This is a genomic window from Carboxylicivirga sediminis, assembly GCF_018156225.1.
Lineage (GTDB): Bacteria > Bacteroidota > Bacteroidia > Bacteroidales > Marinilabiliaceae > Carboxylicivirga > Carboxylicivirga sediminis.
On record NZ_JAGTAR010000024.1, the window covers coordinates 36,145 to 59,953 of the forward strand.

Genomic DNA, 23,809 nt, shown 5'->3' on the forward strand with positions numbered 1-23,809 from the left:
AGCGAGGTGCTACAGCTTTCGGCTCCATAACTGAATTCGAAATCTCATCCCTGAGACATTTACTAATTTAAGGGAAGCACTTGAGGGTGTCAATCGAATTGTTACATTTTTTCATCAAACGACTAAAATAATCAAGTTTTTATCTGAAATGATAGAGAGGTGGCGTATAAATCATAAATTTGTTGATGATACGTCGTATTGTCATCTAAAAACAACTTACCTCAAGACCTGTTATGAAGCGATTAAAACACATATTGGCCTACCTGCTATTGGTTCTGTTTGGACTGATTCTGTCACTGATTCTGATTGCAGAGCTGGCTGAAACGCATGTGACCAAATTGGCTCTAAAGCAAATTAACGCTAATATCGATGCTACCATTAGTGTTGGTGAAGTCGATTTTTCGCTGATTAAAGGGTTTCCTGATGCAATGGTTGAGTTTAATGATGTGAGTATTTTCACAAGTACCGACACCATGGCGCAGATAGAACGTGCTTTTATATCGGTGGAGATGCGACCTTTGTTTAACAGCGAATTTAATATTACCGAAGTTGCGGTGGAAGGGGGAATGGCCTACTATAAAATCGATAGTTTAGGTAAAACCAACTTCGATGTGTTCCTGGTGCCTTCTGAACAACCAGAGGAAGAGGATAGCACAGAATCAACCTTGCTCTTATCGTTGAAGCATCTGGAATTGACTAATCTTTTCTGCTCGTATACCGATGTGCCCAATAATATTAATGCTTGTCTCTACATTGATAATGGCCTGTCTGTTATTTATATCGATGAGGATAACACCAAGGCATCCTTTAAAGGGCAGTTGCGGGCCAATAACTGTCGCTACCCGTCAACCAATCTGCACCTGATGGACGAGATCATTGTGGAGGCCGATGTGGCCTATTTCAATGATCTGCTATCCGTAAATGCACTCAATATTAAATCGGAAGGCCTGCAGCTTAGTCTCGATGGTGAGATTAAGAATCAATCATCAGTTTATAGTGATATCCACCTTTCGTCGTCTATTCTGGATTTGTCGGAACTGCAAAAATACATCCCTGACAGTTTGCTTCAAGCATATGATGTAAGGCAATTGAAGGGAGTTGCTTCCTTTTCAGCAAATGTAAAAGGGGAATACAATGACAGTATCATGCCTTGGATTGATGCGCGGTTTAATTTAAGTAACGGGCAACTGGTAATGGGGGAGCTGCCTATAATGCAATCAGTGCAGCTGGCAGGGAGCTATACCAATGGGGAAGAACACAATAATGCCACAACACAACTGGTGATTGATAAGTTTTATCTGGCGTCGGGAGGTAGTTGGGCTAATGTAAAAGGGCAAATCGATAACCTCGATAGAATCAAGTTTAGTGTTCAGTCGGATGTGCTGTTGAACCTGAATGATGTGGTGACTTTTGTTCCCGATTCAATGGTGAATCGCCTGGAAGGGCAAGTAAGGATGCAGATGGCAACCAATGGCATTATGCCCGACAGCTTTGATGTTGCCTATGTTGATTACCTGCTGGCGCGCACAAATTGTCAAATGCAGCTGCAGGATGTCGCTATAGGGATGGATTCTCTTCTGAACCTTTCTAATCTGAGCGGTCATCTAAGCTATCAACCAAAATCGCTGAAGGTGGATAGCCTGAAACTGCAATTGCCGGATTATAAGCTAAAGCTTACAAATGCCAACTTTCTGGCCGAATACAGTGGTGAACTTACTAATATTGCTTCGCTGGGACTGAGCATAGAAAACTTGGATGTGCAAACAACTAAGAGCCATGTGAAGGGGCAGATGAGCTTTAATAATCCCGAAAGACCTGCTTACGCTATAGATGCCGATGCGGCAATTGATTTAGCCGAGATGAAGCCTTTTGCTCCCGACTCGCTGATAACTGATATGAGTGGAGTTATTTATGCGGGACTGCATTCATCTGGTCGCATACACCTTGATTCCATTGCCGATGACCTGGTGAAGTTGCTTTTTACATCCAGCCGTGTAACAACTCGCTTTGATAATGTGCGTGTAGCCGCCAACTATGATTTGATGCAGTTGCAGGCCCTCAATGGAACCATTACACTGGTTAATGATTCCATTGGTGTTGATAAAGTGTCGGGCGAGCTGGCCGGCATCACCTTTGATTCCGATTCAACCCTAATCAGGAACTTCTACAAAGCTTATTGGCTCAATCAACCTGATACAGTTAAAGTCGATGGCTATTTTAATTTTGGTGATATTGACTTTGTGCTGTTTGAACCCTTAATGACAGAAGAATCTGAAGATACAAATGAACCTGGAGAAATAGCCGAACCAGCCAATTACCATTTTGCCGCCAAAGGGAAGGTGACAGCCAAAAGCTTTTGGTATGGCAATGCCTTGTTTGAAAACCTGAGTGCCTTGTACAACGTGTCGGATAGCCTTTATATCGCTGATCAGGTGAAGTTTGATGCCTTTAAGGGGAGCACTAACAGCTCGGTGAAAGTGCAGATGCTGCCTAATGATGAGATGAAGATCAATTTTAAAAACAGCACCAGTGGGTTAGATGTCAATCAGCTATTGTATGATTTTGATGACTTTATGGATTATACCGATGAGGTGTATATTAGTCAAGAACAGTTAAGTGGAATATTTAGTACTGATAACTTGAATGGACAGGTAACTTTTTATGGTGATTCATTAGACCTGAATACAATTAAGTTAACAACTCGTCTTCGATTAGAGAATGGTCGTTTAAAAGATTATCCGATAACTGAAGAGATGGCAAGAGACTATAAGCGTCCAGAATTAAAGGATATTGAATTTAAAACTATAGATACAGAGTTGTTTTCGTATCAAGGAGCCATATATATTCCTCAAACAGAAATAAAAACAAGTGCTTACGATGTGGCGCTGTTAGGGAAACAGGAATTTAATCTGGACTGCCAATATCACTTACGATTTTATCTGAAAGAGATATTACGAGGAAAAACAGACCGGATTGAAAAGAAACAAGCGGCAGACGAAACTAAAAGAGGGGGTGGGGTGAAAGGTTTGTCATCTATGTTTGCCATTTATAAAGTTAAAAACGGTAAAACAGTCAAGAGCACCTTGGAAGGCAAAAATTCAAGTGAAAGGGTAACAATGGAGCAGAGTATTAAGAATAAAAGAGCAATATATGAGTTCTATTTTGATCCGAGACTGATGAATTATAATACCGGCGTTTATAGCAAATAATGATGAGACAGAAGTTAATAATTGCAGGTGTTGCTCTTTTAGCAGTATTTGTTGTTTATATCTATTTGGGGAATAAAGCAAAGGATAAGCTAATGACAGAAATATCCAAGCCTCAGTTTAGTGATATTGTATTAGGTAATATTGATGCAGACCAAAGTGTTATTCTCTATTTCGATTATAATTGTGCTTTTTGTAGGAAGTTCTTTCAAGACGTTTTTCCAAAGTTTAAGGAAAAATACATCAAAACAGGGAAAGCTAATCTTGTTTTAAAATTGGTATGTGGGCTGACAGATAAAATGGCGCTTCGTGCTAACCAAACCGTTATTTGTATTAATAATTATGGTGAATTTGAGAAATTGCACCAACTTTTGTTATATGAAAGTAGAGTAATTTATACCAGCGAATTCAATCAATTGATTGAAGAGTATATAGTAGCAAACGAGTCGTTAGGAGAGTGTATTTTGGATGAGAATTACTCTGGTATTATCCACAATATTTATCAATTTCAGGAGTTAAAAAGTAAAGGAACACCTACATTTGTAATTAACGGTATGGTGATTGAAGGTTTTATAAGTTATGAAGAATTGATTAAGAAACTTAATAATTAAATGTTATGAAAAAGCTATTAAAGGTATTGCCATTTTTGTTGGGGGTTGCATTGTTGAGTAGTTGCAGTGATGATGATGACAAAGAAACATGTGATGAATTAACTCAGAATGACAAACCTGCTCAATGTGTTGATGCCGATATTACGGTTTGTACCGGTGATGATACTTATTTTATTTTTAATGGTACAGAATATTATGAGGTGAGTGACTTGGTTAATGCATGTGCTCCAGGTGCTGCTTTTGAAGAAGCAAAGATGATTCATATGCAGTTTGATGCAGTGGCAATGAGACTTCTAAACGAAGCCCGCGCTGCTGCCATCTGTCAATAAAAGACAATTGATTACCTAAAAGGCCTGACTTGTATACGCAACTTGTCAGGCCTTTGTGTATTATAATAATTTTATTCACTCCCAAAAGCGGTACCAGCCTTTGCGTTGGAGTTTCCTGAGCTTTTTGCCCAATTCATCACCACGGAGATTAGTGGCCACAATTTCACCATCGGCATCAATTAAATAGTTGGCGGGGATGCTGCGAACGCCATAGGTTTTAGCCGCTTCGTTGCGCCAGCCTTTCAGGTCGCTGGTGTGGTGGGGCCAAATAAGGCCATCGTCGGCAATGGCCTTTTTCCAGGCCGCTTCTTTCATATCGAGCGATACGCTCAGAATCACAAAGCCCTTAGCTCCTGAAAAGGATGCGTCTTTGTATTGTTTGTAAGCTTCCACCAGCACCGGATTCTCTTTGCGGCATGGGCCGCACCACGATGCCCAGAAATCAACCAGTACCACATAGCCTTTCAATGACGATAAGGATAAGGATTCGCCATTGGTGGACTGTTGAATGATTTCAGGAGCCTGGTCGCCCACTTTTAGTCCTTGCCCATATAAAGATGTATTAATGGCTAATAAGATGAGTATAGCAACTATTGTATTTTTCATTCTTCAGATTGTTTTCGTTGCTAAGATAAGTAATTAAGTCATAATCCGGTTGGTAACATGGCTCAACCACAGTTTATGTCAATTTTCGTATAACCTAAAAGAGGCAGAGGTGTAAGAGGATTTAGTAATTATTGAATGCTATTAACTATATGTTATTAGCTAATTGTTATAAGTATTAAGCTGAACATATATGTACAATTCTAATTAGTAATATTAACAAGCTAATTAGGTAATGAGGCTATCTAAATTATAAATTCTTACATCTAAAGTATAAATGTCACAGTGAAAATAATAATTAGATTGAGTATATGATGGGATAGATGTAGGTGTTAATAGATGCCACCACCAATAATTTTATTATTTTGATAAAATACAATAGACTGACCTGGTGTGACGGCCCATACATTATTTTCAAATTGTACTATTAGTGAATCGTCTATTAATTCCAGGCTTCCCAAATAACCTGGTACACTATCCAAACCCCTGATGCGGATAAATATATTCTGGTTCTTCCAAAGTGTTTGGTCATTTGAGAGTGAAAAATCCTTCAGTGTTATCCGATTAGTAAATAGTTTATCGCGATTACCAGCTATCAGCTGCTTGTTTTCGGCATCAATAGCAATAACGCACTTCCCATTGGCTATGCCTTCGATGCCCCGTCGTTGTCCAATGGTATAAAAAGAGTAGCCCTCGTGGTGACCCAGCAGGGTTCCATTTTCATCCACTACATGGCCATCGCTCAAAGCTGGGTGTCCTTCACCTAATAGTTGGGTGAGGTAATGACGATAATCGGTACCTGCTAAAAAGCAAACGCCCATGCTCTCTTTTTTATCCGCTATTTCGGTGTATCCAAGCTGGCGTGCCAGTTCCCGCACTTCTTGCTTGTGCAGCTGTCCCAGCGGAAATAGAGCTCTTTCGATAGTTGCCTGATTAAGGTTCCACAGGAAATAGGATTGGTCTTTGGCAGGATCAAGCCCCTTTTGAATATAATACCGATCATTGACTAGTGCTTTCTGCACATAATGGCCCGTGGCTATGTATTTACAATTGAGTTGGTCGGCTAGTTCAAGCAGTAATTTCCATTTGATAGTTTCGTTGCATTTGATACAAGGGTTCGGTGTTCGGCCAGCCGTATATTCATCTGCAAAATATTGTATAACGGTGGATTTAAATTGCTCGCGGCAGTCTATCAGATGGTGTTCTATCTGCCGTTCCTTCGCCAGGTTTTGGGCGGCAATAATACTGGCATCCTGCTCGTCGGTGTGTGTTAAAAGAGTTGCGCCAATTACTTCATATCCGTGCTGTTGCAGTAGTACGGCTGACATAGAACTGTCCATGCCGCCACTCATTCCCAATAATACCCGCTCTTGTGCCATGTTGTTTTATTCTTGGTGCGAAAGTAGTAATAATCCTTCAACCGGCATTGGACTTATTGTTGAGCAAAGGCAAGTCTTCATTCTCAGCCAAAAGTTTTAGAATCATAAAAATGCCCATCAGCCATAAGGGCCAATGGGCATTCGTTATCACTATTATCTAGGTACTATTCTTCAATGTTCTTTCTTACATTATTTAAAAAGGTCTGCATGCCCTTTGAATCTTTTTTGTCGATCAATTCAAGCAGGTGCTTCAGCTGAAAGCGGATGTTTTCAACCTGTTCATATGTAAACGGGTTAAATAAAATTTCCGTAAGCAAATGGTCTTCTTCCGATAAAAGCCCTTTGGCAATGTTCATGTGCTTTTTAAATGTCGTACCAGGCGCTTTTTGGTGCTTCATGCATGCGGCAAAGACCAACGATGATGAAAATGGTATTGACAATGAATAGGCGATGGTTTCGTCATGGGCATCAAATGTATACTCATGAATATTAAGGCCCAGCGAAGCATAGAAATCTTTAAAGAAAGCCTTGCCCAGATGGTCGCTTTGGCTGATGATGATGGCATGGTGCATGCTCAAATCTTTCAGGTTAGCGAATGTAGGGCCAAACATGGGGTGCGTAGAAACATAGCGCATACCACTTTGTTCATAAAAATCCTGCAGGCCTGTTTTTACCGATGCTATATCAGATATGATACAGTCTTTGGGTAAATAGGGTAATACCTCTTCAAAGGAAGCCAGGGTGTACTTTAGGCTCACAGCATTGATAAGCAGTTCGGGGCCAAACTCTGTTATTTCGTCAAGTTTGGTTAGTCGCTGCGTGTTAAAAACGTATCGAAGTCGGGAGATATCCTTGTCAAATATGGCCACCTCATGTTGCAGGCACAAAGCATCGGTTAACCATGTGCCCATTTTTCCGGCTCCCAGAATACAAATTTTCATAATAGATAGAATCGAGTAGTGAGAGTTGAGAAGATAGTGATGAATCACTTTCCTCTCATCTCTTATCGCTTTTTTATTTCTTGGCTAATTCTTTATTCATCACCTTGTTCTGACGGTTGATGGATTCCTCGTGGATGTGCTCGTACACCTTCACGACAAATTCAGGACTTAAACCAACTTCTTCGGCCTGCTTGCGACGGTTGTTCATGACTTCATCGTAGCGACGTGTTTGCAGGATGGTAATGTTATTTTCGTATTTGTATTTACCAATGGCTTCCGATATTTTCATGCGCGATTTAAGCGTTTCAAGCAGTTGCTTATCGATGGAATCAATCTTCTGACGCAATTCATCCAGTGTCACGCGTGGGGTATCACCAATGGCCGAACGGCGCACTACCAGGTTTTGTTTGATTTCGCCCAGATGTTGTGGCGTCACCTGCTGGCTGGCATCGCTCCAGGCTTTCTCAGGACACATGTGTGATTCAATAATTAATCCATTGAAGTTAAGGTCCATTGCCTCCTGGGAAATCTCAGCAATCATCTCACTCTTACCGCTGATGTGACTAGGGTCGGTGATAATTGGTAGCTCAGGAATACGACGACGCAACTCAATTGGAATCTGCCACTCCGGATTGTTGCGGTATTTGGTTTTATCGTAGGTGCTGAATCCACGGTGGATGGCTCCAATCATCTTCACACCGGCACGATTCACACGCTCAATGGCACCAATCCACAGTTCCAAATCAGGGTTGACCGGGTTTTTGATCAAAACGGGTTTGTCTACGCCAGTTAACGCATCAGCGACCTCTTGCACAGCAAATGGGTTAGCGGTCGTACGGGCACCAATCCAAAGCATGTCCACACCAAACTTAAGTGCTTCGTAAACATGATGGGCATTGGCTACTTCCACGCTCACAAACATGCCGGTTTCTTCCTTTACCTTTTTTAGCCAGGGTAGGCCTACGGTACCAACCCCTTCGAACGCTCCGGGACGAGTCCGTGGTTTCCAGATACCAGCTCTGAATATCTTCACACCTTGAGCCGCAAGCTGACGGGCTGTTTCAAGTGTTTGTTCTTCTGTTTCGGCACTACATGGTCCGGCAATAATGATCGGACGCTTTAGTTCTAAGCCTGGTAGTGCTAATGGTTGTAAGTCTAATTTATGTTCCATGGTTATTTAATTTTTTAATGTTTTTATGCGTTGTTTTGCTTCCTCTAATGTTGTTTGGTTAGTGCACAGGCTGATACGGATGTAGCGTTTTCCCTTATCACCAAAAATAAAGCCGGGTGTGATAAACACATCACAGCCATAAAGTATCTCGTCAGATAGCTGACCGCTGTCCTGATAGCGTTCGGGGATGCGCGCCCAAATGAACATGCCAGTTTGCTCAATATCGTATTTGCACTCTAATAAGTCCATTATTTCGTGCACTAATACACGGCGTTTTTTGTATTCGGCATTAACAGTTTCGTACCACTCAGTGCCCAGTTCAAGGGCTTTGGCAGCTGCCAGCTGAAGCGGCTTAAACATGCCTGAATCCATATTGCTTTTAACCCGCAGGATGTACTGGATAAATTCGGCATTGGAAACGGCCATACCAACACGCCAACCTGCCATATTGTGTGATTTACTCAACGAATTCAGTTCAATAGCGATGTCTTTGGCACCTTTAATCTCCATAATGCTTTGCGGTGCATCGTTTAAGATAAAACTATATGGATTATCATTTACAATGACAATGTTGTGCTTTTTACCAAAGGCAATAATGCGTTCAAAGAATTTGACATCGGCATTGGCCCCGGTTGGCATATTGGGATAGTTGATCCACATCAGCTTGACCTGACTCAAATCCTGTTGCTCTAAAGCCTCCAGATTGGGTTGCCAGTTGTTGTTTTCATCCAAGTCGTAGTGAATCAGCCTGGCTTCAGCAATTTTACTGGCCGATGCATAGGTTGGATAGCCCGGATTGGGTACCAATACACCGTCGCCTGGATTAACAAAGGCCAGCGTGATGTGCATGATGCCCTCTTTAGAGCCCATCAGCGGAAGCACCTCATTCGCTGGGTTAATAGCCACATTGTAGTGCTTTTGATACCAGCGACTCATGGCTTCTCTTAGTTCGGGGATGCCCACATAACTTTGGTAGCCGTGGTTGTTTTCGGCCGAACTTTGTTTGTTCAGCTCAGCTAATACCTGTGGTGCCGGAGGTAAATCGGGATTTCCAATGCCCATGTTAATAATGGGTTTACCCTCTTTACGTAGCTTATCCAACTCCTTTATTTTGACGGAGAAGTAGTATTCTTCAACGGTGCCTATTCGGTTGGCTGGCTGTATGTTTAATTCGTTTTGCATATGCTTAATTTGAATGTGCTGTTTCAATATCTCCATTATGAACCGGGTACGATTGTTTGCCACTTGCATATTCGCCCAACGATTTTAATTTCTTGGTCAATGGTCTGATGGCGTCCAGCGATTGCAGGTAGCGTTTATAGTCGGTAAAGGTCAAATCCACATAAAACAGGTATTCCCATTCTTGCCCGACAATAGGCAGCGACTGTATTTTGGTTAGGTTGATGTTGTAAAAGGCCAGTATGGTGAGAATCTTTGACAGGCTGCCCTCTTCGTGTGGCAATGAGAATACGATGGACGACTTATTGATTTTGTTTTGTTCCAGCAATTCATCGTTCTCCGTTTTACCTCTGTCAGAGATAATCAGGAAGCGGGTGAAATTCTTTTTGTTGGTTTCAATGTTTTTGGCCAGGGTCTCCAGTTCATACATTTCACCAGCTAGTTCAGATGCAATAGCTCCAACACCTTTGAGTTGCTCGTCGGCAATGCGCTTGGCGCTTAGTGCTGTATCTTCTGATTCAATAAGCTTAATATGTGGGTAATTCTTAAAGAACGCTTCGCATTGAGCTATGGCCATCGGATGAGAGTACACCTCTTTAATTTCTTCAATAGATTGCCCAGGTAAGGCCAGAAACTGGTGTTTTATACGTAGTTTATATTCACCAATAATCACCAGATCGCTATCTTTCAACATAGTGTAGTTGGGAAGTAGACTGCCTACCAAAGTATTTTCGATGGCAATGATGCCATAACAATCCCTGTCTTGTTTAAGGGTATCAAACAAATCGGGGAAGGTAAGACAAGGAACGACTTCAATGTTTTCATCTTCGAAATAGGCTTTTGCAGCTATTTCGTGGTTGGCTCCCGGCCACCCCTGTATGGCTATTCGTTTTGCTGTTTTGCTCATGACTGAATAATGGATATAAAAAAACCCGCCTGTAAGAGGCGGGTTTTAAATATTTTATTTTGTTTCGTTTAAATCATAGAAAGCCCACCTCTTTAACTGTTGCTAAAAAAGAAATAATAAAAGTTATAAAAGAAAGAGTGTGCTATCATTGCTTTGTTCATTATACGATGCAAATGTATAAATATATTCGCAAACGCAAAATTGTGACCAGATAAAATGTAAAAAAAATAATTTGACGCTATTGGCAGTTGAATTCTTAGAGGTTGTAAGTTGATTGAAGAATGTGGAATATTCAACCGTCCTAAGACTCTTGCTTGCTATTCAATAACTGCGACTCAATAACAGCTCCTCCTTTTGCTAGTTTATAACGATTTAAGGGGTGGGTGATAAAAAATGTGCTGCCATTCTGAGGTTCTGATTCGAGCCATAATGAGCCTCCTAATTGTTTGATTAAATCATTGGCAATCGTTAAGCCCAGGCCTGTACCTGATGCTTTTCGCATATTGTTATCCTGCACCTGCGAGAAGCGTTTAAAAACGTCTTTGTGCTTCTCTTTGGGTATGCCAATGCCGGTATCTTTAACGTATACGGTTAGTTTATCAGGTTCGCTGTAATAGGCACTAATGGTAATGGTGCCTTCATTGGTAAATTTAATGGCGTTGGTTAGCAGATTAAAAACAATTTGTTTGAATCTTACAACATCAGTTTCAAGCTTTAAGTCATTATCAACTTGAGCATTTAATTCGATGGATAATGGTTTATTGGATTTACTGACTTCACTTTCAAATTGTTTAAAGGTATCATTTAGAAAGTCCATGATATTAATAGAGCCATATTGTAACTTGACATGACCTGATTCTATCTGCGAAAAAATAAGAATATCAGAGATGAGTTTGAGGAGTTGATTGCCGTTTGACTGAATGATGTTCAGGTAGGTTTTTTTCTCATCATGCGATAAGGTGTCATCTTCCAATAGTTCAGAAAAGCCTATGATGGCATTCATCGGTGTCCTAATTTCATGCGACATATTGGCCAGAAAGGCTGATTTTAAATAGTCCGATTGTTCGGCCTTCTCTTTGGCAGCAATCAATTCCTCTTCATGCTTCTTCTTGTCTGAGATATCTGACAGGATTTCGACAAATCCTATGGGACGCTGCTCTTCATCAAATACAGGGTGGGTTTTGTGAGTATATATTTTTCCGGTTCGCGAATTTACATGCTCTCGTACTTCTGTTCGGTTGGTTTTAAGGCATGTATTGTATAGGCAAAAGTCGCATGGTTTATTCTGATTAAAATAGACTTGGTAACATTTTCGGCCCACCGCCTGTTCAAACGGAATAGCTGATGATTTCTTGAAAGCATCATTGGCCCAAACCAGGTTGTAGTCATTGTCCATAAATATGACCTGTTCGTCCAGGCTATTAAGAATAAGCGTTTTTTCCTTTTCGAGCTGTTTAATGGTTTTTGCTCTTTGTGCCCCTACTTTTTGCGCTTCATTAAGCCTGCGAGTCTTCAGTTTTACAGTTCTTCTCTGAAAAAATAGAATGATTAGCAAGATGAGAATGAGCGAGAAAAATACGATCAGGAGAACTTTGTAAAGTGGCTTGTTGGTTGTTTCTTCTTCCAGTAGCCATCTGTTGATGGTTTGCTCAAAAAAATCGGGTTGGTTCTCTTTTATCCGAAGCAATGCCTCATCAAAATCATTGAGTAGAATGCCAGCTAACGGCCCGCCTGCAATTTGAAGGTTAACCGGGTTAAAAAAAATGGATGTAGCTTTCAGTTGCTGGTCCATATTTTGCTGATAGCCATATAGTTTATTTACGGTCCCGGCATGAGCTTCGTTGCTGATAATTTTGTCAAATACTTCATCCAGACTATTGCACCATACAACCTGAGCATTCAGATTAAAGTCATCGAGTAATTTAAGCAATGCCTGAGCATGGATATCTCCTTTTTCAAGTGCGATTACTTTTCCATTAAGGTCAATAATGTTTTCAATATTTGTGTGCTTATTGGAATAAATGACACCCCAGTTGGTATATATTGTTTCGTTATTGAATAAGGCTAATTGCTCTCGCTCTTTGGTTTTGGCAACAGAAGTCAGTAGATCAATTTTGCCATACTGTATGTCGTCAAAGCCCTTAGCTATTGATGTAGGTATGTATTCAATCTGCCAATTGTTAATGGCCGCAACATTATTGATGATGTCAATGAAGATGCCTTTGGCCTGATGGCTGGAGTCAATGCTACATAAAGGAGGATTGTGGTGCACACCAACTTTTATGCTTTTTTTATTGACGGCGGCTATAGCAGGGATATAACTACCTATTAAAAAGCTGAGTATGATGAGTGTTTTTTGGGTCATTTTCACAAAAGCTGCACAAATATAGTAATTTACAGCTATTTATATCAAGCCCTATTGTTCTTCTATCTCCTTTAGTTCGAGCCAGCGTAATTCTTTCTCATCTAAATGCTCCATTACTTCCGAGAGTTCTTTAGATTTTTCAACCAGAACATCAGAATTTAGTGTGCCCGAATTAAGCTCGTTTTGCAGTGCTTCTTTTTGATTTTCAAGATTCTCTATGTCTGCTTCCAGTTGCTCCAGTTCACGTTTTTCTTTATAGCTAAGCTTTTTTGCTTTCGTTTCAGTTTTCGTTTTTTCCTGAGGTTTGGCTTTTTTCTCAGTTTTGCTCTGATTGCGCTCAAGTGTTTTTTTCTGCTGGTTATAGTCGCTGTAGCTACCAACAAAATCTTTGATGGAACAGTTGCCTTCAAATACAAAGAGATGATCGGTCACTTTATCAAGGAAGTAACGGTCGTGAGACACCACTATCACACAACCTTTAAAATTGGTCAGGTAATCTTCTAAAACATTTAAAGTAAATATATCCAGGTCGTTGGTTGGTTCATCCAGAATTAAGAAGTTTGGATTCTTAATCAATACCGTCATCAACAGTAAGCGCTTTTTTTCTCCACCACTTAATTTATTGACCTGTACATAGTGCATTTCGTTGGGAAAGAGGAAGTAGCGCAGGAACTGAGCGGCAGACATCTGCTTGCCTTCGCCAAGTGAAATGTCATCAGCAATATCCGAGATAACCTCTATCACCTTTTTGTTGTCGTCAATTTTAATGCCTTCCTGGCGGTAATAGCCAAATACTACTGTTTCACCGGTTTCAACTTCACCGGCATCGGGTTGAAGGGCTCCGGTTAGTATGTTCAGAAAGGTAGATTTACCAGTTCCGTTTTTACCAACGATACCTACCTTTTCGAAAGGAGCAAATTTATACGAGAAATCTTTAATTAGCTGCAACTGGTCAAATGACTTGGAGATGCCGTGCAGATTAATCACTTTTTTGCCAAGGCGCGCTTGTGCAATGCCAATTTCAAGGTTTTGCTCATTAATATTTTGGTGTGCCTTATCCTTTAAATCATAGAAGGCATCGATTCGATATTTAGCCTTGGTGGCTCTGGCCTGGGGCATGCGGTTCATCCATTCCTGTTCAGTTTTAAGCAGGTTACGCGCTTTTTCTATTTCTGCTTTTTTATTGGCCAGTCGCTCTTGTCTTTTACGCAGAAAATAGGAGTAGTTGCCCTGGTATCTGTAAATGGTTTCATCGTCCAGCTCAATGATTTCATTACAAACGCGATCAAGGAAATATCGGTCGTGAGTTACCATTAGTAACGTGGCTTTTGACTTGGAAAGGTATTGCTCCAGCCAGTCAACCATTTCTAAATCGAGGTGGTTGGTAGGTTCGTCAAGTATCAATAAGTCTGGTTCGCTGATTAGTATGCTAGCCAGCGCAACGCGTTTTTGCTGACCACCAGAAAGTTCAGCAACTGGTTGGTCGAATCGAGTAATTTTTAGCTGTGAAAGAATTTGCTTGATGCGTTGTTCGTAATCCCAGGCCTGCAAAGCATCCATCTTCTCGATAAGTGCACCTAGTTCATCCTGTTCATTGCTTTCGATGGCTTGTTCGTAGGCTTTGATGGTTTGCACCGTTTCACTTTCAGCGTTAAACACTTCTTCAATTACCGTGTGACTCTTGTTCAGGTATGGATCTTGCGGAAGGTAGCCCATGGTTAAGCCATTTCGAAGTGTTATTCGGCCTTCATTTGCCGGCATTATATCTGCCAGAATGTTTAACAAGGTGGTTTTACCAGCACCGTTACGGGCGATTAATGCCACTTTCTGGCCTTCATTTAATCCAAATGAAATATTATTAAACAGGCGAACGTCGCCCCAATGTTGTGTCAGATTCTCGACAGAAAGATAATTAATCATAACCCGTTTTTACGTGGGTACAAAGGTAAGATAATGTGGCTAATTTACCAGTGAAGAAAAGCAAAGTGGCTATACAAGTTGCTTTTTGTTTGGCATAAAAAAGCCTGCGCTTTTATTAAGGCAGGCTCTGATTTATAAGATATTAATATGCTATTTATCTTCGCAGGTGTAGAAATTTTTTACCGGATTGGCATACATTTCAAGCAGTGTGTTAAATAAAAAGTCTTTATCACCATCTATTCGCGACAGGTGCTCATCCAGGTAGGCCAAAAAGGTGCTTTTATCCTCATCGGTATATTTGTTGATATGACGCTGATGGTTGGTAAATAAATCATCAGCAATGAAATTACCAGGATAGAATTTATAGTTGCTGTGGATTTGATTATCAATAAGCTCGGCTAAGGCCTGCAACTGATCGTTTTTAGCCAATGCTTCGAGTTCACTCAATTCTTTTTTAATTGGTGACCCAAATCCAAAATGTACTCTTCCTTTTCGGCCCCGCAAGCCGGCCCCCATATGCTTCAGGTCGTCATCCTGGGTTTTCTTGAAATCGGGATTATCCCGCTTCATCAGGAATTCATGTGCCTTAAGGTAATCACAAGGATCGTATTCGTACGATATAGATAGAGGTACAATGTTTATTTCCTCGAAATTATTTGAGAAGCTACCATTGCCACTCATGTTAAGCATTTTTAAAAGGCTAACTTGAGTTCGGTCATCACCATCTTTCGAGCGTCCCTCACGTTGAGCTATCCAAATGCTTTGGTTACGCTCTGTTAGCGTTTGCCTGATGTAAGATGACAGGCGTTTAGTGCTTTCCATCATCTGTCGCACTGGTAAATTACGCTGTACTATAAATGACTTATTTAGCTTCACCAAATCAGTAATCCACGGGTAAATTAACAGATTGTCGCCAATGGCTATCTCAGTAGTGTTAAAACCGTTTTCAACCATCAGGATGTTTAAGATGGCTGAGTCTAACACAATGTCACGATGGTTTGATATAAAAAGATAATGACCTTTCGGATCCAGATTTTCAAAGCCTGAGTGAGTAATACCTTTAGTGGTGGTCCTTAGAACTTCCTTCACATAGGGATAAATAACTTCAGTCTGGAATTCTTTAATAGATTGAATACTCAGTAGCTTATTCAGAAAATCTTTAGTAGAGAAATTAGGGTACAGGAAATTGATTAATCCTAAAAAATTGACTTCATTAACTAGTCGCTCAAACACTTCATGAATCTCATCATCATTGTAAGGACGAATAGAGTCAAAGTTTAATTCGTTTACCATTTCTGTTTAATAATGTTTGCAGCAAAATTACGGCAAACATTCCTGTTTACGAAATTAAATCTGCGTTAACTCAATTACAAACTATTCAAATAATGGATAAAATCCAAAAAATGGAATAAATTCTTCATTGCGGACAATTTTACAATATTAAAAAAGTTAAAGTGCACATAATCAGGGTAAAAGAATTTTTGGCACATGACTTGAAATGTGAGATGTAAACGCCCAAGATTATGATACGAGTAAAAGTTTTTAAGAACACCACGTTAATATCCTTTGAAAGAAAGGAGAATTTAGATTTAAATACTTCTAAAGACTTCAAAAATCAAATGATGGATATATTAAAGAGGCCTTTTACTAATCTGTTTGTGGATTTAGAAAAGGTAGAGCATGTTGATGCAGAGGGGTTGAATACTTTAATGGCAGGTCAGCGTTTGTCGGAAATGAATCAAAGTCAGCTGAGCTTGTTTAACGTGAAGGAGGGAGTGCTTAAGTCAATGAAAAAGTATGACCTCGACAATTACTTCTTTTTTTGTGACCGTCCAAAGCCCTTTTCTGATGACCTATTAATGGTTTGAAGTTAAGGATTCCAGGAGGCTTAGGCCTCCTGGTTTATAATTTCCCAATATTCGATAGCCCTGCGTGTGTGTGGAATAACAATAGTTCCACCAACCAGGTTTGCTACGGCAAATATTTCCATCATTTCGTCAGTGGTTACACCCTGCTCCTGGCATTTCTCCAGGTGGTACTTAATGCAATCGTCGCAGCGCAGCACCATGGAGCTGACTAAACCAAGCATTTCTTTCACTTTGGTTGATAATGCTCCTTCCATGTAGGTGTTGGTATCCAAATTAAAGATACGCTTCATCACTTTGTTATCAGCCGCCAGTATTTTTTCATTCATGGCAGCTCGGTACTCGCGAAATTCTTTAACCTTTTCGTTCATATTGTTGTTGGTTAAATGCTTCAGCTAATGCTTATAGCAGGGGTTATTAATTCAATTACAGGGTTTCACCTTTAAGGGTAGCTTGTGTGGCTTCTTTGATGACCACTTGAACCAAATCACCTGTTTGGTAATCTTTTTTAGGGAACACTACTACTTTATTTTGTGAAGTGCGACCATACAGCTCTTCTTTTGATTTTTTAGAAGTGCCTTCCACGAGTACTTCATAGGTTTTGCCAATGTCTCGTTGGTTACTTTCAAACGATAGCTGATTTTGTAAATCAATGATTTCCTGTAAACGACGACCTTTTACTTCTTCCGGTACGTTATCTTCCAGGTGCTGGGCTGCATAGGTGCCAGGACGCTCAGAATATTTAAACATAAACGCTGAATCATAGCCAGCCCACTTCATCAAACTAAGGGTTTGCTGGTGGTCCTCTTCTGTTTCGCTGTGGAAACCACAAAAGACATCAGTTGAAAGACCGCATCCTGGCAATATTCGGCGAATAGCTTCAATGCGGTCCATGTACCATTCCCGATCGTATTTGCGGTTCATAAGCTTAAGGATGCGGGAGCTACCTGATTGTAACGGCAGGTGAATAAACTTGCAAATATTGTGATGCTTCGCCATTACCTCAAGTGTTTCATCACTCATATCTTTAGGATGAGAGGTGGTAAAACGGATACGCATTTGAGGAAAATTACCGGCTACAAAGTTTAATAATCCGGAAAAGCTCATAGGGTTACAACCTTCAGCCTCATAATGGTAGGAATTGACATTTTGCCCAAGCAGGGTCACTTCTTTAAAGCCCTTGTCGTAAAGATCCTGAATTTCTTTCTTAATACTTTCTGGCTGACGGCTTCTTTCACGTCCGCGAGTATATGGTACAATGCAGTATGAACAGAAATTATTACACCCCCGCATAATTGACACAAAACCAGAGATTTTATTCTTGCTCAATCGTGAGGGAATCACCTCAGCATAGGTTTCACTGGTTGATAATTCAACATTTATGGCTTTGTCCCCCCTTTCTGCCATGCCAATAAGGTTTGGCAAGTCCATATAGGCATCAGGCCCTACAACTATATTGGCACCTTGTTCAAATAATGTTTCTTTAACACGTTCAGCCATACAGCCAATAATACCTATAATAAGATTGGGCTTTTGCTTACGCATCGCGGTTAGCTGCTTTAATCGTCCCATCACACGCTGTTCAGCATTATCTCTTATTGAGCAAGTATTAATAAAAATGGCATCAGCATCATTAATGTCATAACTAACTCCATATCCATCCATCTCCATTACCGATGCTACTACTTCGCTGTCAGCCACATTCATTTGGCAGCCGTATGTTTCAATAAAGAGTTTCTTTCCGCTCTTACTGCTAATTAAAGGCTTTACTGCACTAAACTCCATCATTTGTCCGGTATTATTTTTTACTTCTTGATTGTCATTTTTTTAGAAGCTGCAAAGTTAATGCTTGTCGGCTTATTGGCAAGTGTAAATGTGTTAAATGATGCAAGATGATAATTTTAATTCCATATTTTGGAAACGATTCGTATGCTTTCATTTCTAGCAATTTAAAACACTATTTCTTACCTTTAAGCAACACTGTTAACTTAAATCACCACATCATGAAAGAAGTACTTGTACCCGTTGATTTTTCTGAAGAATCTATCATTGCCCTTGATTTTGGTATTGACTTAGCCAATCACTTAAATGCTAACATGCGTGTTATTCATGTTAAAACGGATTCAGTCATTATCCCTTTCTTCTCGACGAATGAAGCTGATGATAGGCTAAATCAGGATGTGGAAGCCTGGGCCGAACAATTACACCGGCGGTTCATACATAAATATAAGGTTAGTTGTGGCGTTTTCGATTACAAAATAAGAGAGGGGAATATTGTGAAAGAAATAGCTAATCAGGCCAGGTATGGCGATACAACTATTATTGTGTTAGGTTCTCACGAAGATAAGAGCATCACTTCAAGGTGGGTTGGAAGCCCTGCCTATCGGTTGGTAGCACATGCTCCTTGTCCGGTATTGGTTGTTAATAAACGTATGCAGCTTAAGCATGCCATTAAAAGTATTGCGCTACCTGTAGATTATAGTATTGCCAGCCGAAAGAAAGTGCCCGCTATTGCCGGTGTGGCCAAGTTGTTTGATGCTAAGGTTCACGTGGTTGGATTAAAAACTTCGGATTTGGATTGGATGAATGAGCAAATGAAAGCATTTGTAAAGCAGGTAGAGAAATTTGTTGTTGAAAGAGCCAGGGTGGAGGTTAAGCACTCACAGCTGACAGGGAGGGACTTTTCCGAAAACCTGATGAACTATGCAGAGGAGAATGCAATTGATTTGATAACAACCCATGTGCACCATGCTAATAATCCATTTGTCCGAGTGTTTCAATCGTTTACCAATGATTTAATCAATAAATCTTTAAAACCTGTGCTGGTAATTCCTACAAAAGATTAATCTAATGATTATCTTTGCCGGGCAACAAGAATGATAATAATGAAGAACTTTATTGTACTTATTCTACTGTTAGGTCCGGTATTTGCCTTTGGGCAAACAGACAATACTCTGGTAAATAGCTTGCAGGAGCATGTTGCAGGAGAGGGAGTAATCACTATTCATGATGAAGAGGGTGTTGAGGACTTGGTGAATATACAAGTGGAGGCTAACAGGCGTATGGAAGGCGTCGAAGGCTGGCGTATTCAGTTGTTTTCAGGACAGGGACCAACTGGTAAACGAAATGCCTTACAAGTAAAAAGTAAGTTGTTGAATAAATTTCCAGACCAGGATGTTGATTTATCTTTTACATCACCGAATTGGAGAGTGCGTGTAGGGAATTATCGACATAAGCACGAGGCCTTACCGTTGTTGAACGAATTGCGGGAGTTGTTTCCTCACTGCTACATTGTGAAGGATGGGAATGTTAAAATGAATAAATTTTAGTTGAGATATAATATGCAAAGCCGGAAAATTTCCGGCTTTTTCTTTTTTGAAAAGTCGTGTTGGCGATTAGAAAAATAGAAATAAATTTGCGCTTTATTTTTTAGAGGGAAAAATCATGAGTGACCAAATTAAGCACGAGTGTGGGATTGTTCTTATCCGCTTGCTAAAACCACTTGAGTATTATCAGGAGAAGTATGGGACGTGGCGTTATGGCCTGAATAAGCTCTATCTTTTGATGGAAAAACAGCATAACCGGGGACAAGATGGAGCTGGTGCTGTTAACCTGAAAATAGATCAGCCGGCCGGACAGAAATACTTCTCGCGACACCGCTCAAACAAAGCCAATCCGATTAAGGATGTGTTTGAGAAGATTAATGAGCCATTTATTAAGCAGCAAGAGAAAAATCCTGAGCTGCTGAATGATCCCGTCTATGCCAAGGAGCACTTGCCATTTGCCGGTGAACTATACTTGGGGCACTTACGATATGGAACTTTCGGAAACCACAGCATTGACTATGTGCACCCTGTGCTAAGAGAGAACAACTGGCGTTCGCGTAACTTAACATTGGCTGGTAACTTTAACCTTACCAATGTTGATGAAATTTTTCAGTCGTTGACCGAGTTAGGCCAGCACCCGAAAGATTATACGGATACGGTAACAATTCTTGAGAACGTTGGTCATTTTCTTGATGAAGAGAATCAGCTGTTGTTCAGGAAATATAAGAATGAGGGTAAATCAAACCGTGAAATCTCTCAGTGTATTGAAGATGAATTAAACATCCGTGAAATACTTGAGCGCTCAAGCCGCCGTTGGGATGGAGGGTATGCCATTGCCGGTGTAGTAGGTCATGGTGATGCTTTTGTAACCCGTGATCCATGGGGAATTCGCCCGGCTTGTTATTATGCTGATGATGAGATTGTGGTGGTTGCTTCGGAACGTCCGGTGATACAAACAGCTATGAATGTGCGTTCGGTACAAGTGAAGGAACTTAAGCCAGGGCATGCTTTAATCATTAAGAAAAATGGTAAAGTGACTGAAGAACTGGTACGTGTTCCACAAACGCGTCGTTCTTGTTCGTTTGAGCGTATTTATTTTTCGCGCGGCAGCGATCGAAAAATATATGAAGAGCGAAAAGAGCTGGGACGTTTGCTGGCTAAAACCATTCTTGAGAAAGTGAACTATGACATTGAGAACACCGTGTTCTCATACATTCCTAATACAGCCGAAACGGCTTTTTATGGCATGATGGAAGGCGTTCGTCGTGAGATGGATCAGGTGAAGAAGCAGCAGATATTGGATATGGGTTCTGATATAGATGCAGATAAGCTGGATAAAATACTGAGCCTGGAGCCACGTGTTGAAAAAATAGCTATTAAGGATGTGAAGATGCGTACCTTCATTGCTGATGACGATAGTCGTGATGATATGGTGGCACATGTTTACGATGTAACATACGGTATTGTTAAAAACGGGGTGGATACGCTGGTGATTATCGATGATTCAATTGTGCGTGGTACAACCCTAAAAAAGAGTATACTTCGCATTTTAGACCGCTTACATCCTAAAAAGATAATAGTTGTTTCATCGGCTCCGCAAATACGCTATCCCGATTGTTATGGTATTGATATGGCTAAGCTGAAAGATTTTTGTGCCTTTGCTGCAGCTGTTGAGCTATTGAATGAGTCAGGTCGTACGCATATTATTGACGAAGTTTATAAGAAGTGTAAGGAGCAGCAATTCTTACCAAAAGAAGAAATCGTCAATCATGTGAAGGAAATTTATCGTCCGTTTACGGCAGAACAGGTTTCGGCTAAAATAGCTGAAATGCTGCGTCCTGAAGATATTGAGGCAGATGTGGAGTTGGTATATCAGTCGGTTGAAAACTTGCATGCTGCTTGTCCCGACGATAATGGAGATTGGTATTTCACAGGTGACTATCCTACACCAGGAGGTAACAAGGTGGTTAATACCTCATTTATTAATTTTGTTGAGGGGAATACCGGCAGAGCCTACTAGGAAATAAATTAGTTTAAAAATATACCCGTCACACTGAACAAAAATTCAGGTGGCGGGTTTTTTATTTAAACGATATTTAATAATGTATATATGTACATTTAATTACATACTTTAATGTTTGCTAACACGTTCTTGCAAAATGTGGCACGGCAATTGTTAATTACTTAGTAGATTTTTTTCATAGATTTGGGTTAGGTTAGTAAATGGGATGATAAACAACGGTTTATGTCCCATTTTTTTGTGCTATTGCTTTATTGCCTGCTGATAATTTTATCACGGCACTTGCTCAAAACAGCATGCCAGAAAATGATAGTATCTAAATCAGTTGTGGAAGTATTACTTATTAATATCATTTAACAAACACTAACAGGTTGGTTTAAATTTCTGGCATAACACTTGCTATTTGTCTTGTAGATTTTTTTCATAGATTTGGGTTAGGTTAGTAAATGGGATGATAAACAACGGTTTATATCCCATTTTTTTGTGCCATTAATTTCGTATGCTGTCATTATATATCTGACACGGCCATCGTGTATGGGATGCCTGCAAAGATGATCATATTTAAAGCGGTTGTAGAAGCATTACTTATTGATATCATTTAACAAACGCTAACAGGCCAGTTTAAATTTCTGGCATAGCACTTGCAAATTGTCTTATAGATTTTTTTCATAGATTTGGGTTAGGTTAAAAATAGGATGGTAAACAACGGTTTAGCATCCTATTTTTTTATGGACACTCTTTATCAGGTTTGCAAAGTAAATGCCGCTTCTTCAAATTCAGAACCGTTGATAATTAAACTCACATAATGCTCGCCTGAATGATACTTGCGGGTTGAGACAAGCCTGAATGATTGTCGCCTGCTGATGGTTGTGCTTGAACCCGATGCGTATTTTTTCTCACTTATTTTAAATACCTTTCGGGTGTGGTGGCCTTTTTGCTTCAGAAAATAAATGGCATATTCCAGGCGGACCAATATGCTTTCATTAGAATGGTTATATAGCTCGAAGCTAAATTCCAGATCATCACCCACACTAATCCTATCGTTTGTGATAGAAAAGTTGCGTACTTCCATATGTTCTGGTGCACCAAAGCCAAATAATTCAAGTACTTCCCGGTTGCCTGCTTTTAATAATGTTCGGCATGCATGTTTTACAATCCAGTCAGTATTCTTTGAGTGTCCCTTCCATTTGGTGGCAATGTCTATGGTTACCTGAGGATTGTCTTTAGATATGTCGTTTAAATTGTTGGCAACACTTTTTCTTACGTAGGCTGAGTCGTCTTGCTTTAAGGCTTCTAAAACAGGTATTACAGGAGTAGGATCATGCTTAAAACGTCTTAGTGCCATGCCCCATGGTAAACGTGGTCGACAGCCTTCAGAAGCCAGCCGCCGGACATGCTCATTGGGGTGTGCAGTCCATTTCTGTATCACATTCATCATTTTATCTTCATACTTGATGATGAACGGCCTGACTGCTAATTCACAGGTAGAAAAAGGTGTGATGGTTTCAAATGCCCTGATTGATGTCTTAAAGTCATGCAGCCCGTTTAGTTCGATATAGTGTGGGAAGATCATAAATACCAGGTCGGGGTATTTTACCTTGTCTTCTACACGATTATTCCTTAACCAGATAATTATTTGTTCTATTTGTTCAATGCTTTTGGGATAGTCGCTCGATAAATAGTTGGTAAGAATAGTGGTGATGTGATGCATGCGCTGCTTTAATTCCAACTCCTCCCACTCTGAATTATAGATTTCTCTCAGGAATTGCTGCTTGTCAAAGTGTTCTAACACATTCTGCAAAGCATCTGTTAGGGCTTCAAAAAATTTTTGTGAGTAAAGGTTCTTAAATAAATCTGCCATAAGTTAATACTATCGGATAAAGTTCGGGGCAAAATACTTAAGAACTTATAAAGCTGCAAGAATAGGGAAGCAACTTATCAAGACGCTATAGCTAGTAAATGTATCTAAAAGAAACGGAGCAATAGT

At 40.2% G+C, this 23,809-nt stretch carries 19 protein-coding genes; 7 read left to right on the plus strand and 12 right to left on the minus strand.

The window, feature by feature from the left end; genetic code table 11:
* Positions 1-233: 233 nt before the first annotated feature.
* The 3 genes from KDU71_RS15070 to KDU71_RS15080 are packed head-to-tail and all read left to right on the plus strand — an operon-like array spanning position 234 to position 4,146.
* On the plus strand, positions 234-3,209 hold the full coding sequence (locus KDU71_RS15070) for an AsmA-like C-terminal region-containing protein (RefSeq protein ID WP_212191919.1): 2,976 nt from the start codon (positions 234-236) through the stop codon (positions 3,207-3,209).
* Positions 3,209-3,817: a DsbA family protein gene (locus tag KDU71_RS15075; protein ID WP_212191920.1), complete on the plus strand. Its 609-nt coding sequence runs from the start codon at positions 3,209-3,211 to the stop codon at positions 3,815-3,817. The genes KDU71_RS15070 and KDU71_RS15075 overlap by 1 nt, the downstream gene beginning before the upstream one ends.
* Positions 3,818-3,822: 5 nt before the next feature.
* Positions 3,823-4,146 (plus strand): hypothetical protein, encoded by a 324-nt coding sequence (locus KDU71_RS15080; protein ID WP_212191921.1) that lies wholly within the window; start codon positions 3,823-3,825, stop codon positions 4,144-4,146.
* A 75-nt stretch (positions 4,147-4,221) separates the two neighbouring features.
* Here KDU71_RS15080 and KDU71_RS15085 read toward each other — a convergent pair whose 3' ends face one another.
* The 9 genes from KDU71_RS15085 to KDU71_RS15125 form a co-directional block, all read right to left on the minus strand.
* Entirely contained in the window at positions 4,222-4,752 is a 531-nt protein-coding gene (locus tag KDU71_RS15085; RefSeq protein WP_212191922.1) for a TlpA family protein disulfide reductase, read from the minus strand.
* A gap of 329 nt (positions 4,753-5,081) precedes the next feature.
* Positions 5,082-6,128: a tRNA 2-thiouridine(34) synthase MnmA gene (gene mnmA / locus KDU71_RS15090; protein WP_212191923.1), complete on the minus strand. Its 1,047-nt coding sequence runs from the start codon at positions 6,126-6,128 to the stop codon at positions 5,082-5,084.
* Positions 6,129-6,292: 164 nt separating this feature from the next.
* The gene (locus KDU71_RS15095) at positions 6,293-7,069 is read right to left on the minus strand and encodes a prephenate dehydrogenase/arogenate dehydrogenase family protein (RefSeq protein ID WP_212191924.1); all 777 of its coding nucleotides are present in this window, start codon (positions 7,067-7,069) and stop codon (positions 6,293-6,295) included.
* Positions 7,070-7,142: 73 nt separating this feature from the next.
* A complete protein-coding gene (locus KDU71_RS15100) occupies positions 7,143-8,240 on the minus strand; it encodes a bifunctional 3-deoxy-7-phosphoheptulonate synthase/chorismate mutase type II (protein WP_212191925.1) in 1,098 nt (365 codons plus the stop codon).
* 6 nt (positions 8,241-8,246) lie between these two features.
* Complete coding sequence (locus tag KDU71_RS15105; RefSeq protein WP_212191926.1) at positions 8,247-9,422, minus strand: pyridoxal phosphate-dependent aminotransferase; 1,176 nt, start codon at positions 9,420-9,422, stop codon at positions 8,247-8,249.
* Positions 9,423-9,426: 4 nt separating this feature from the next.
* Positions 9,427-10,326: a prephenate dehydratase gene (locus tag KDU71_RS15110; RefSeq protein ID WP_212191927.1), complete on the minus strand. Its 900-nt coding sequence runs from the start codon at positions 10,324-10,326 to the stop codon at positions 9,427-9,429.
* 301 nt (positions 10,327-10,627) lie between these two features.
* Positions 10,628-12,691, minus strand: a complete 2,064-nt coding sequence (locus KDU71_RS15115; RefSeq protein WP_212191928.1) for an ATP-binding protein — start codon at positions 12,689-12,691, stop codon at positions 10,628-10,630.
* A 51-nt stretch (positions 12,692-12,742) separates the two neighbouring features.
* The gene (locus KDU71_RS15120) at positions 12,743-14,611 is read right to left on the minus strand and encodes an ABC-F family ATP-binding cassette domain-containing protein (RefSeq protein WP_212191929.1); all 1,869 of its coding nucleotides are present in this window, start codon (positions 14,609-14,611) and stop codon (positions 12,743-12,745) included.
* 150 nt (positions 14,612-14,761) lie between these two features.
* On the minus strand, positions 14,762-15,904 hold the full coding sequence (locus KDU71_RS15125; RefSeq protein ID WP_212191930.1) for a 1-acyl-sn-glycerol-3-phosphate acyltransferase: 1,143 nt from the start codon (positions 15,902-15,904) through the stop codon (positions 14,762-14,764).
* A 230-nt stretch (positions 15,905-16,134) separates the two neighbouring features.
* On the opposite strand from KDU71_RS15125, the gene KDU71_RS15130 reads away from it, so the two are divergent.
* Positions 16,135-16,479, plus strand: coding sequence for an STAS domain-containing protein (locus KDU71_RS15130; RefSeq protein ID WP_212191931.1), 345 nt, complete (start codon positions 16,135-16,137; stop codon positions 16,477-16,479).
* A gap of 20 nt (positions 16,480-16,499) precedes the next feature.
* Here the strand turns inward: KDU71_RS15130 and KDU71_RS15135 are convergent, their stop codons facing one another.
* Together KDU71_RS15135 and miaB are read right to left on the minus strand one after the other, a co-directional pair.
* On the minus strand, positions 16,500-16,847 hold the full coding sequence (locus tag KDU71_RS15135) for a carboxymuconolactone decarboxylase family protein (RefSeq protein WP_212191932.1): 348 nt from the start codon (positions 16,845-16,847) through the stop codon (positions 16,500-16,502).
* Positions 16,848-16,902: 55 nt separating this feature from the next.
* Positions 16,903-18,264 carry a tRNA (N6-isopentenyl adenosine(37)-C2)-methylthiotransferase MiaB gene (miaB, locus tag KDU71_RS15140; protein WP_212191933.1) on the minus strand — a complete coding sequence of 454 codons (1,362 nt, stop codon included), beginning with the start codon at positions 18,262-18,264 and terminating at the stop codon, positions 16,903-16,905.
* A gap of 215 nt (positions 18,265-18,479) precedes the next feature.
* Between miaB and KDU71_RS15145 the strand changes: the two genes are divergently transcribed.
* The 3 genes from KDU71_RS15145 to KDU71_RS15155 all read left to right on the plus strand — a co-directional run bounded on the left by KDU71_RS15145 (position 18,480) and on the right by KDU71_RS15155 (position 21,822).
* Complete coding sequence (locus tag KDU71_RS15145) at positions 18,480-19,322, plus strand: universal stress protein (protein ID WP_212191934.1); 843 nt, start codon at positions 18,480-18,482, stop codon at positions 19,320-19,322.
* A gap of 39 nt (positions 19,323-19,361) precedes the next feature.
* The gene (locus tag KDU71_RS15150; protein ID WP_212191935.1) at positions 19,362-19,805 is read left to right on the plus strand and encodes an SPOR domain-containing protein; all 444 of its coding nucleotides are present in this window, start codon (positions 19,362-19,364) and stop codon (positions 19,803-19,805) included.
* Positions 19,806-19,920: 115 nt separating this feature from the next.
* On the plus strand, positions 19,921-21,822 hold the full coding sequence (locus KDU71_RS15155) for an amidophosphoribosyltransferase (protein WP_212191936.1): 1,902 nt from the start codon (positions 19,921-19,923) through the stop codon (positions 21,820-21,822).
* A gap of 742 nt (positions 21,823-22,564) precedes the next feature.
* Here the strand turns inward: KDU71_RS15155 and KDU71_RS15160 are convergent.
* Positions 22,565-23,683: a DNA alkylation repair protein gene (locus KDU71_RS15160; RefSeq protein ID WP_212191937.1), complete on the minus strand. Its 1,119-nt coding sequence runs from the start codon at positions 23,681-23,683 to the stop codon at positions 22,565-22,567.
* Positions 23,684-23,809: the final 126 nt, after the last annotated feature.

Coding starts and splice junctions, on each gene's coding strand:
- KDU71_RS15145 (WP_212191934.1), top strand. CDS start 18,480: ATGAAAGAAGTACTTGTACCCGTTGATTTTTCTGAAGAATCTATCATT.
- KDU71_RS15155 (WP_212191936.1), top strand. CDS start 19,921: ATGAGTGACCAAATTAAGCACGAGTGTGGGATTGTTCTTATCCGCTTG.
- KDU71_RS15095 (WP_212191924.1), bottom strand. CDS start 7,069: ATGAAAATTTGTATTCTGGGAGCCGGAAAAATGGGCACATGGTTAACC.
- KDU71_RS15135 (WP_212191932.1), bottom strand. CDS start 16,847: ATGAACGAAAAGGTTAAAGAATTTCGCGAGTACCGAGCTGCCATGAAT.
- KDU71_RS15110 (WP_212191927.1), bottom strand. CDS start 10,326: ATGAGCAAAACAGCAAAACGAATAGCCATACAGGGGTGGCCGGGAGCC.
- miaB (WP_212191933.1), bottom strand. CDS start 18,264: ATGATGGAGTTTAGTGCAGTAAAGCCTTTAATTAGCAGTAAGAGCGGA.
- KDU71_RS15150 (WP_212191935.1), top strand. CDS start 19,362: ATGAAGAACTTTATTGTACTTATTCTACTGTTAGGTCCGGTATTTGCC.
- KDU71_RS15075 (WP_212191920.1), top strand. CDS start 3,209: ATGATGAGACAGAAGTTAATAATTGCAGGTGTTGCTCTTTTAGCAGTA.
- KDU71_RS15115 (WP_212191928.1), bottom strand. CDS start 12,691: ATGACCCAAAAAACACTCATCATACTCAGCTTTTTAATAGGTAGTTAT.
- KDU71_RS15120 (WP_212191929.1), bottom strand. CDS start 14,611: ATGATTAATTATCTTTCTGTCGAGAATCTGACACAACATTGGGGCGAC.
- KDU71_RS15160 (WP_212191937.1), bottom strand. CDS start 23,683: ATGGCAGATTTATTTAAGAACCTTTACTCACAAAAATTTTTTGAAGCC.
- KDU71_RS15070 (WP_212191919.1), top strand. CDS start 234: ATGAAGCGATTAAAACACATATTGGCCTACCTGCTATTGGTTCTGTTT.
- mnmA (WP_212191923.1), bottom strand. CDS start 6,128: ATGGCACAAGAGCGGGTATTATTGGGAATGAGTGGCGGCATGGACAGT.
- KDU71_RS15105 (WP_212191926.1), bottom strand. CDS start 9,422: ATGCAAAACGAATTAAACATACAGCCAGCCAACCGAATAGGCACCGTT.
- KDU71_RS15130 (WP_212191931.1), top strand. CDS start 16,135: ATGATACGAGTAAAAGTTTTTAAGAACACCACGTTAATATCCTTTGAA.
- KDU71_RS15080 (WP_212191921.1), top strand. CDS start 3,823: ATGAAAAAGCTATTAAAGGTATTGCCATTTTTGTTGGGGGTTGCATTG.
- KDU71_RS15100 (WP_212191925.1), bottom strand. CDS start 8,240: ATGGAACATAAATTAGACTTACAACCATTAGCACTACCAGGCTTAGAA.
- KDU71_RS15125 (WP_212191930.1), bottom strand. CDS start 15,904: ATGGTAAACGAATTAAACTTTGACTCTATTCGTCCTTACAATGATGAT.
- KDU71_RS15085 (WP_212191922.1), bottom strand. CDS start 4,752: ATGAAAAATACAATAGTTGCTATACTCATCTTATTAGCCATTAATACA.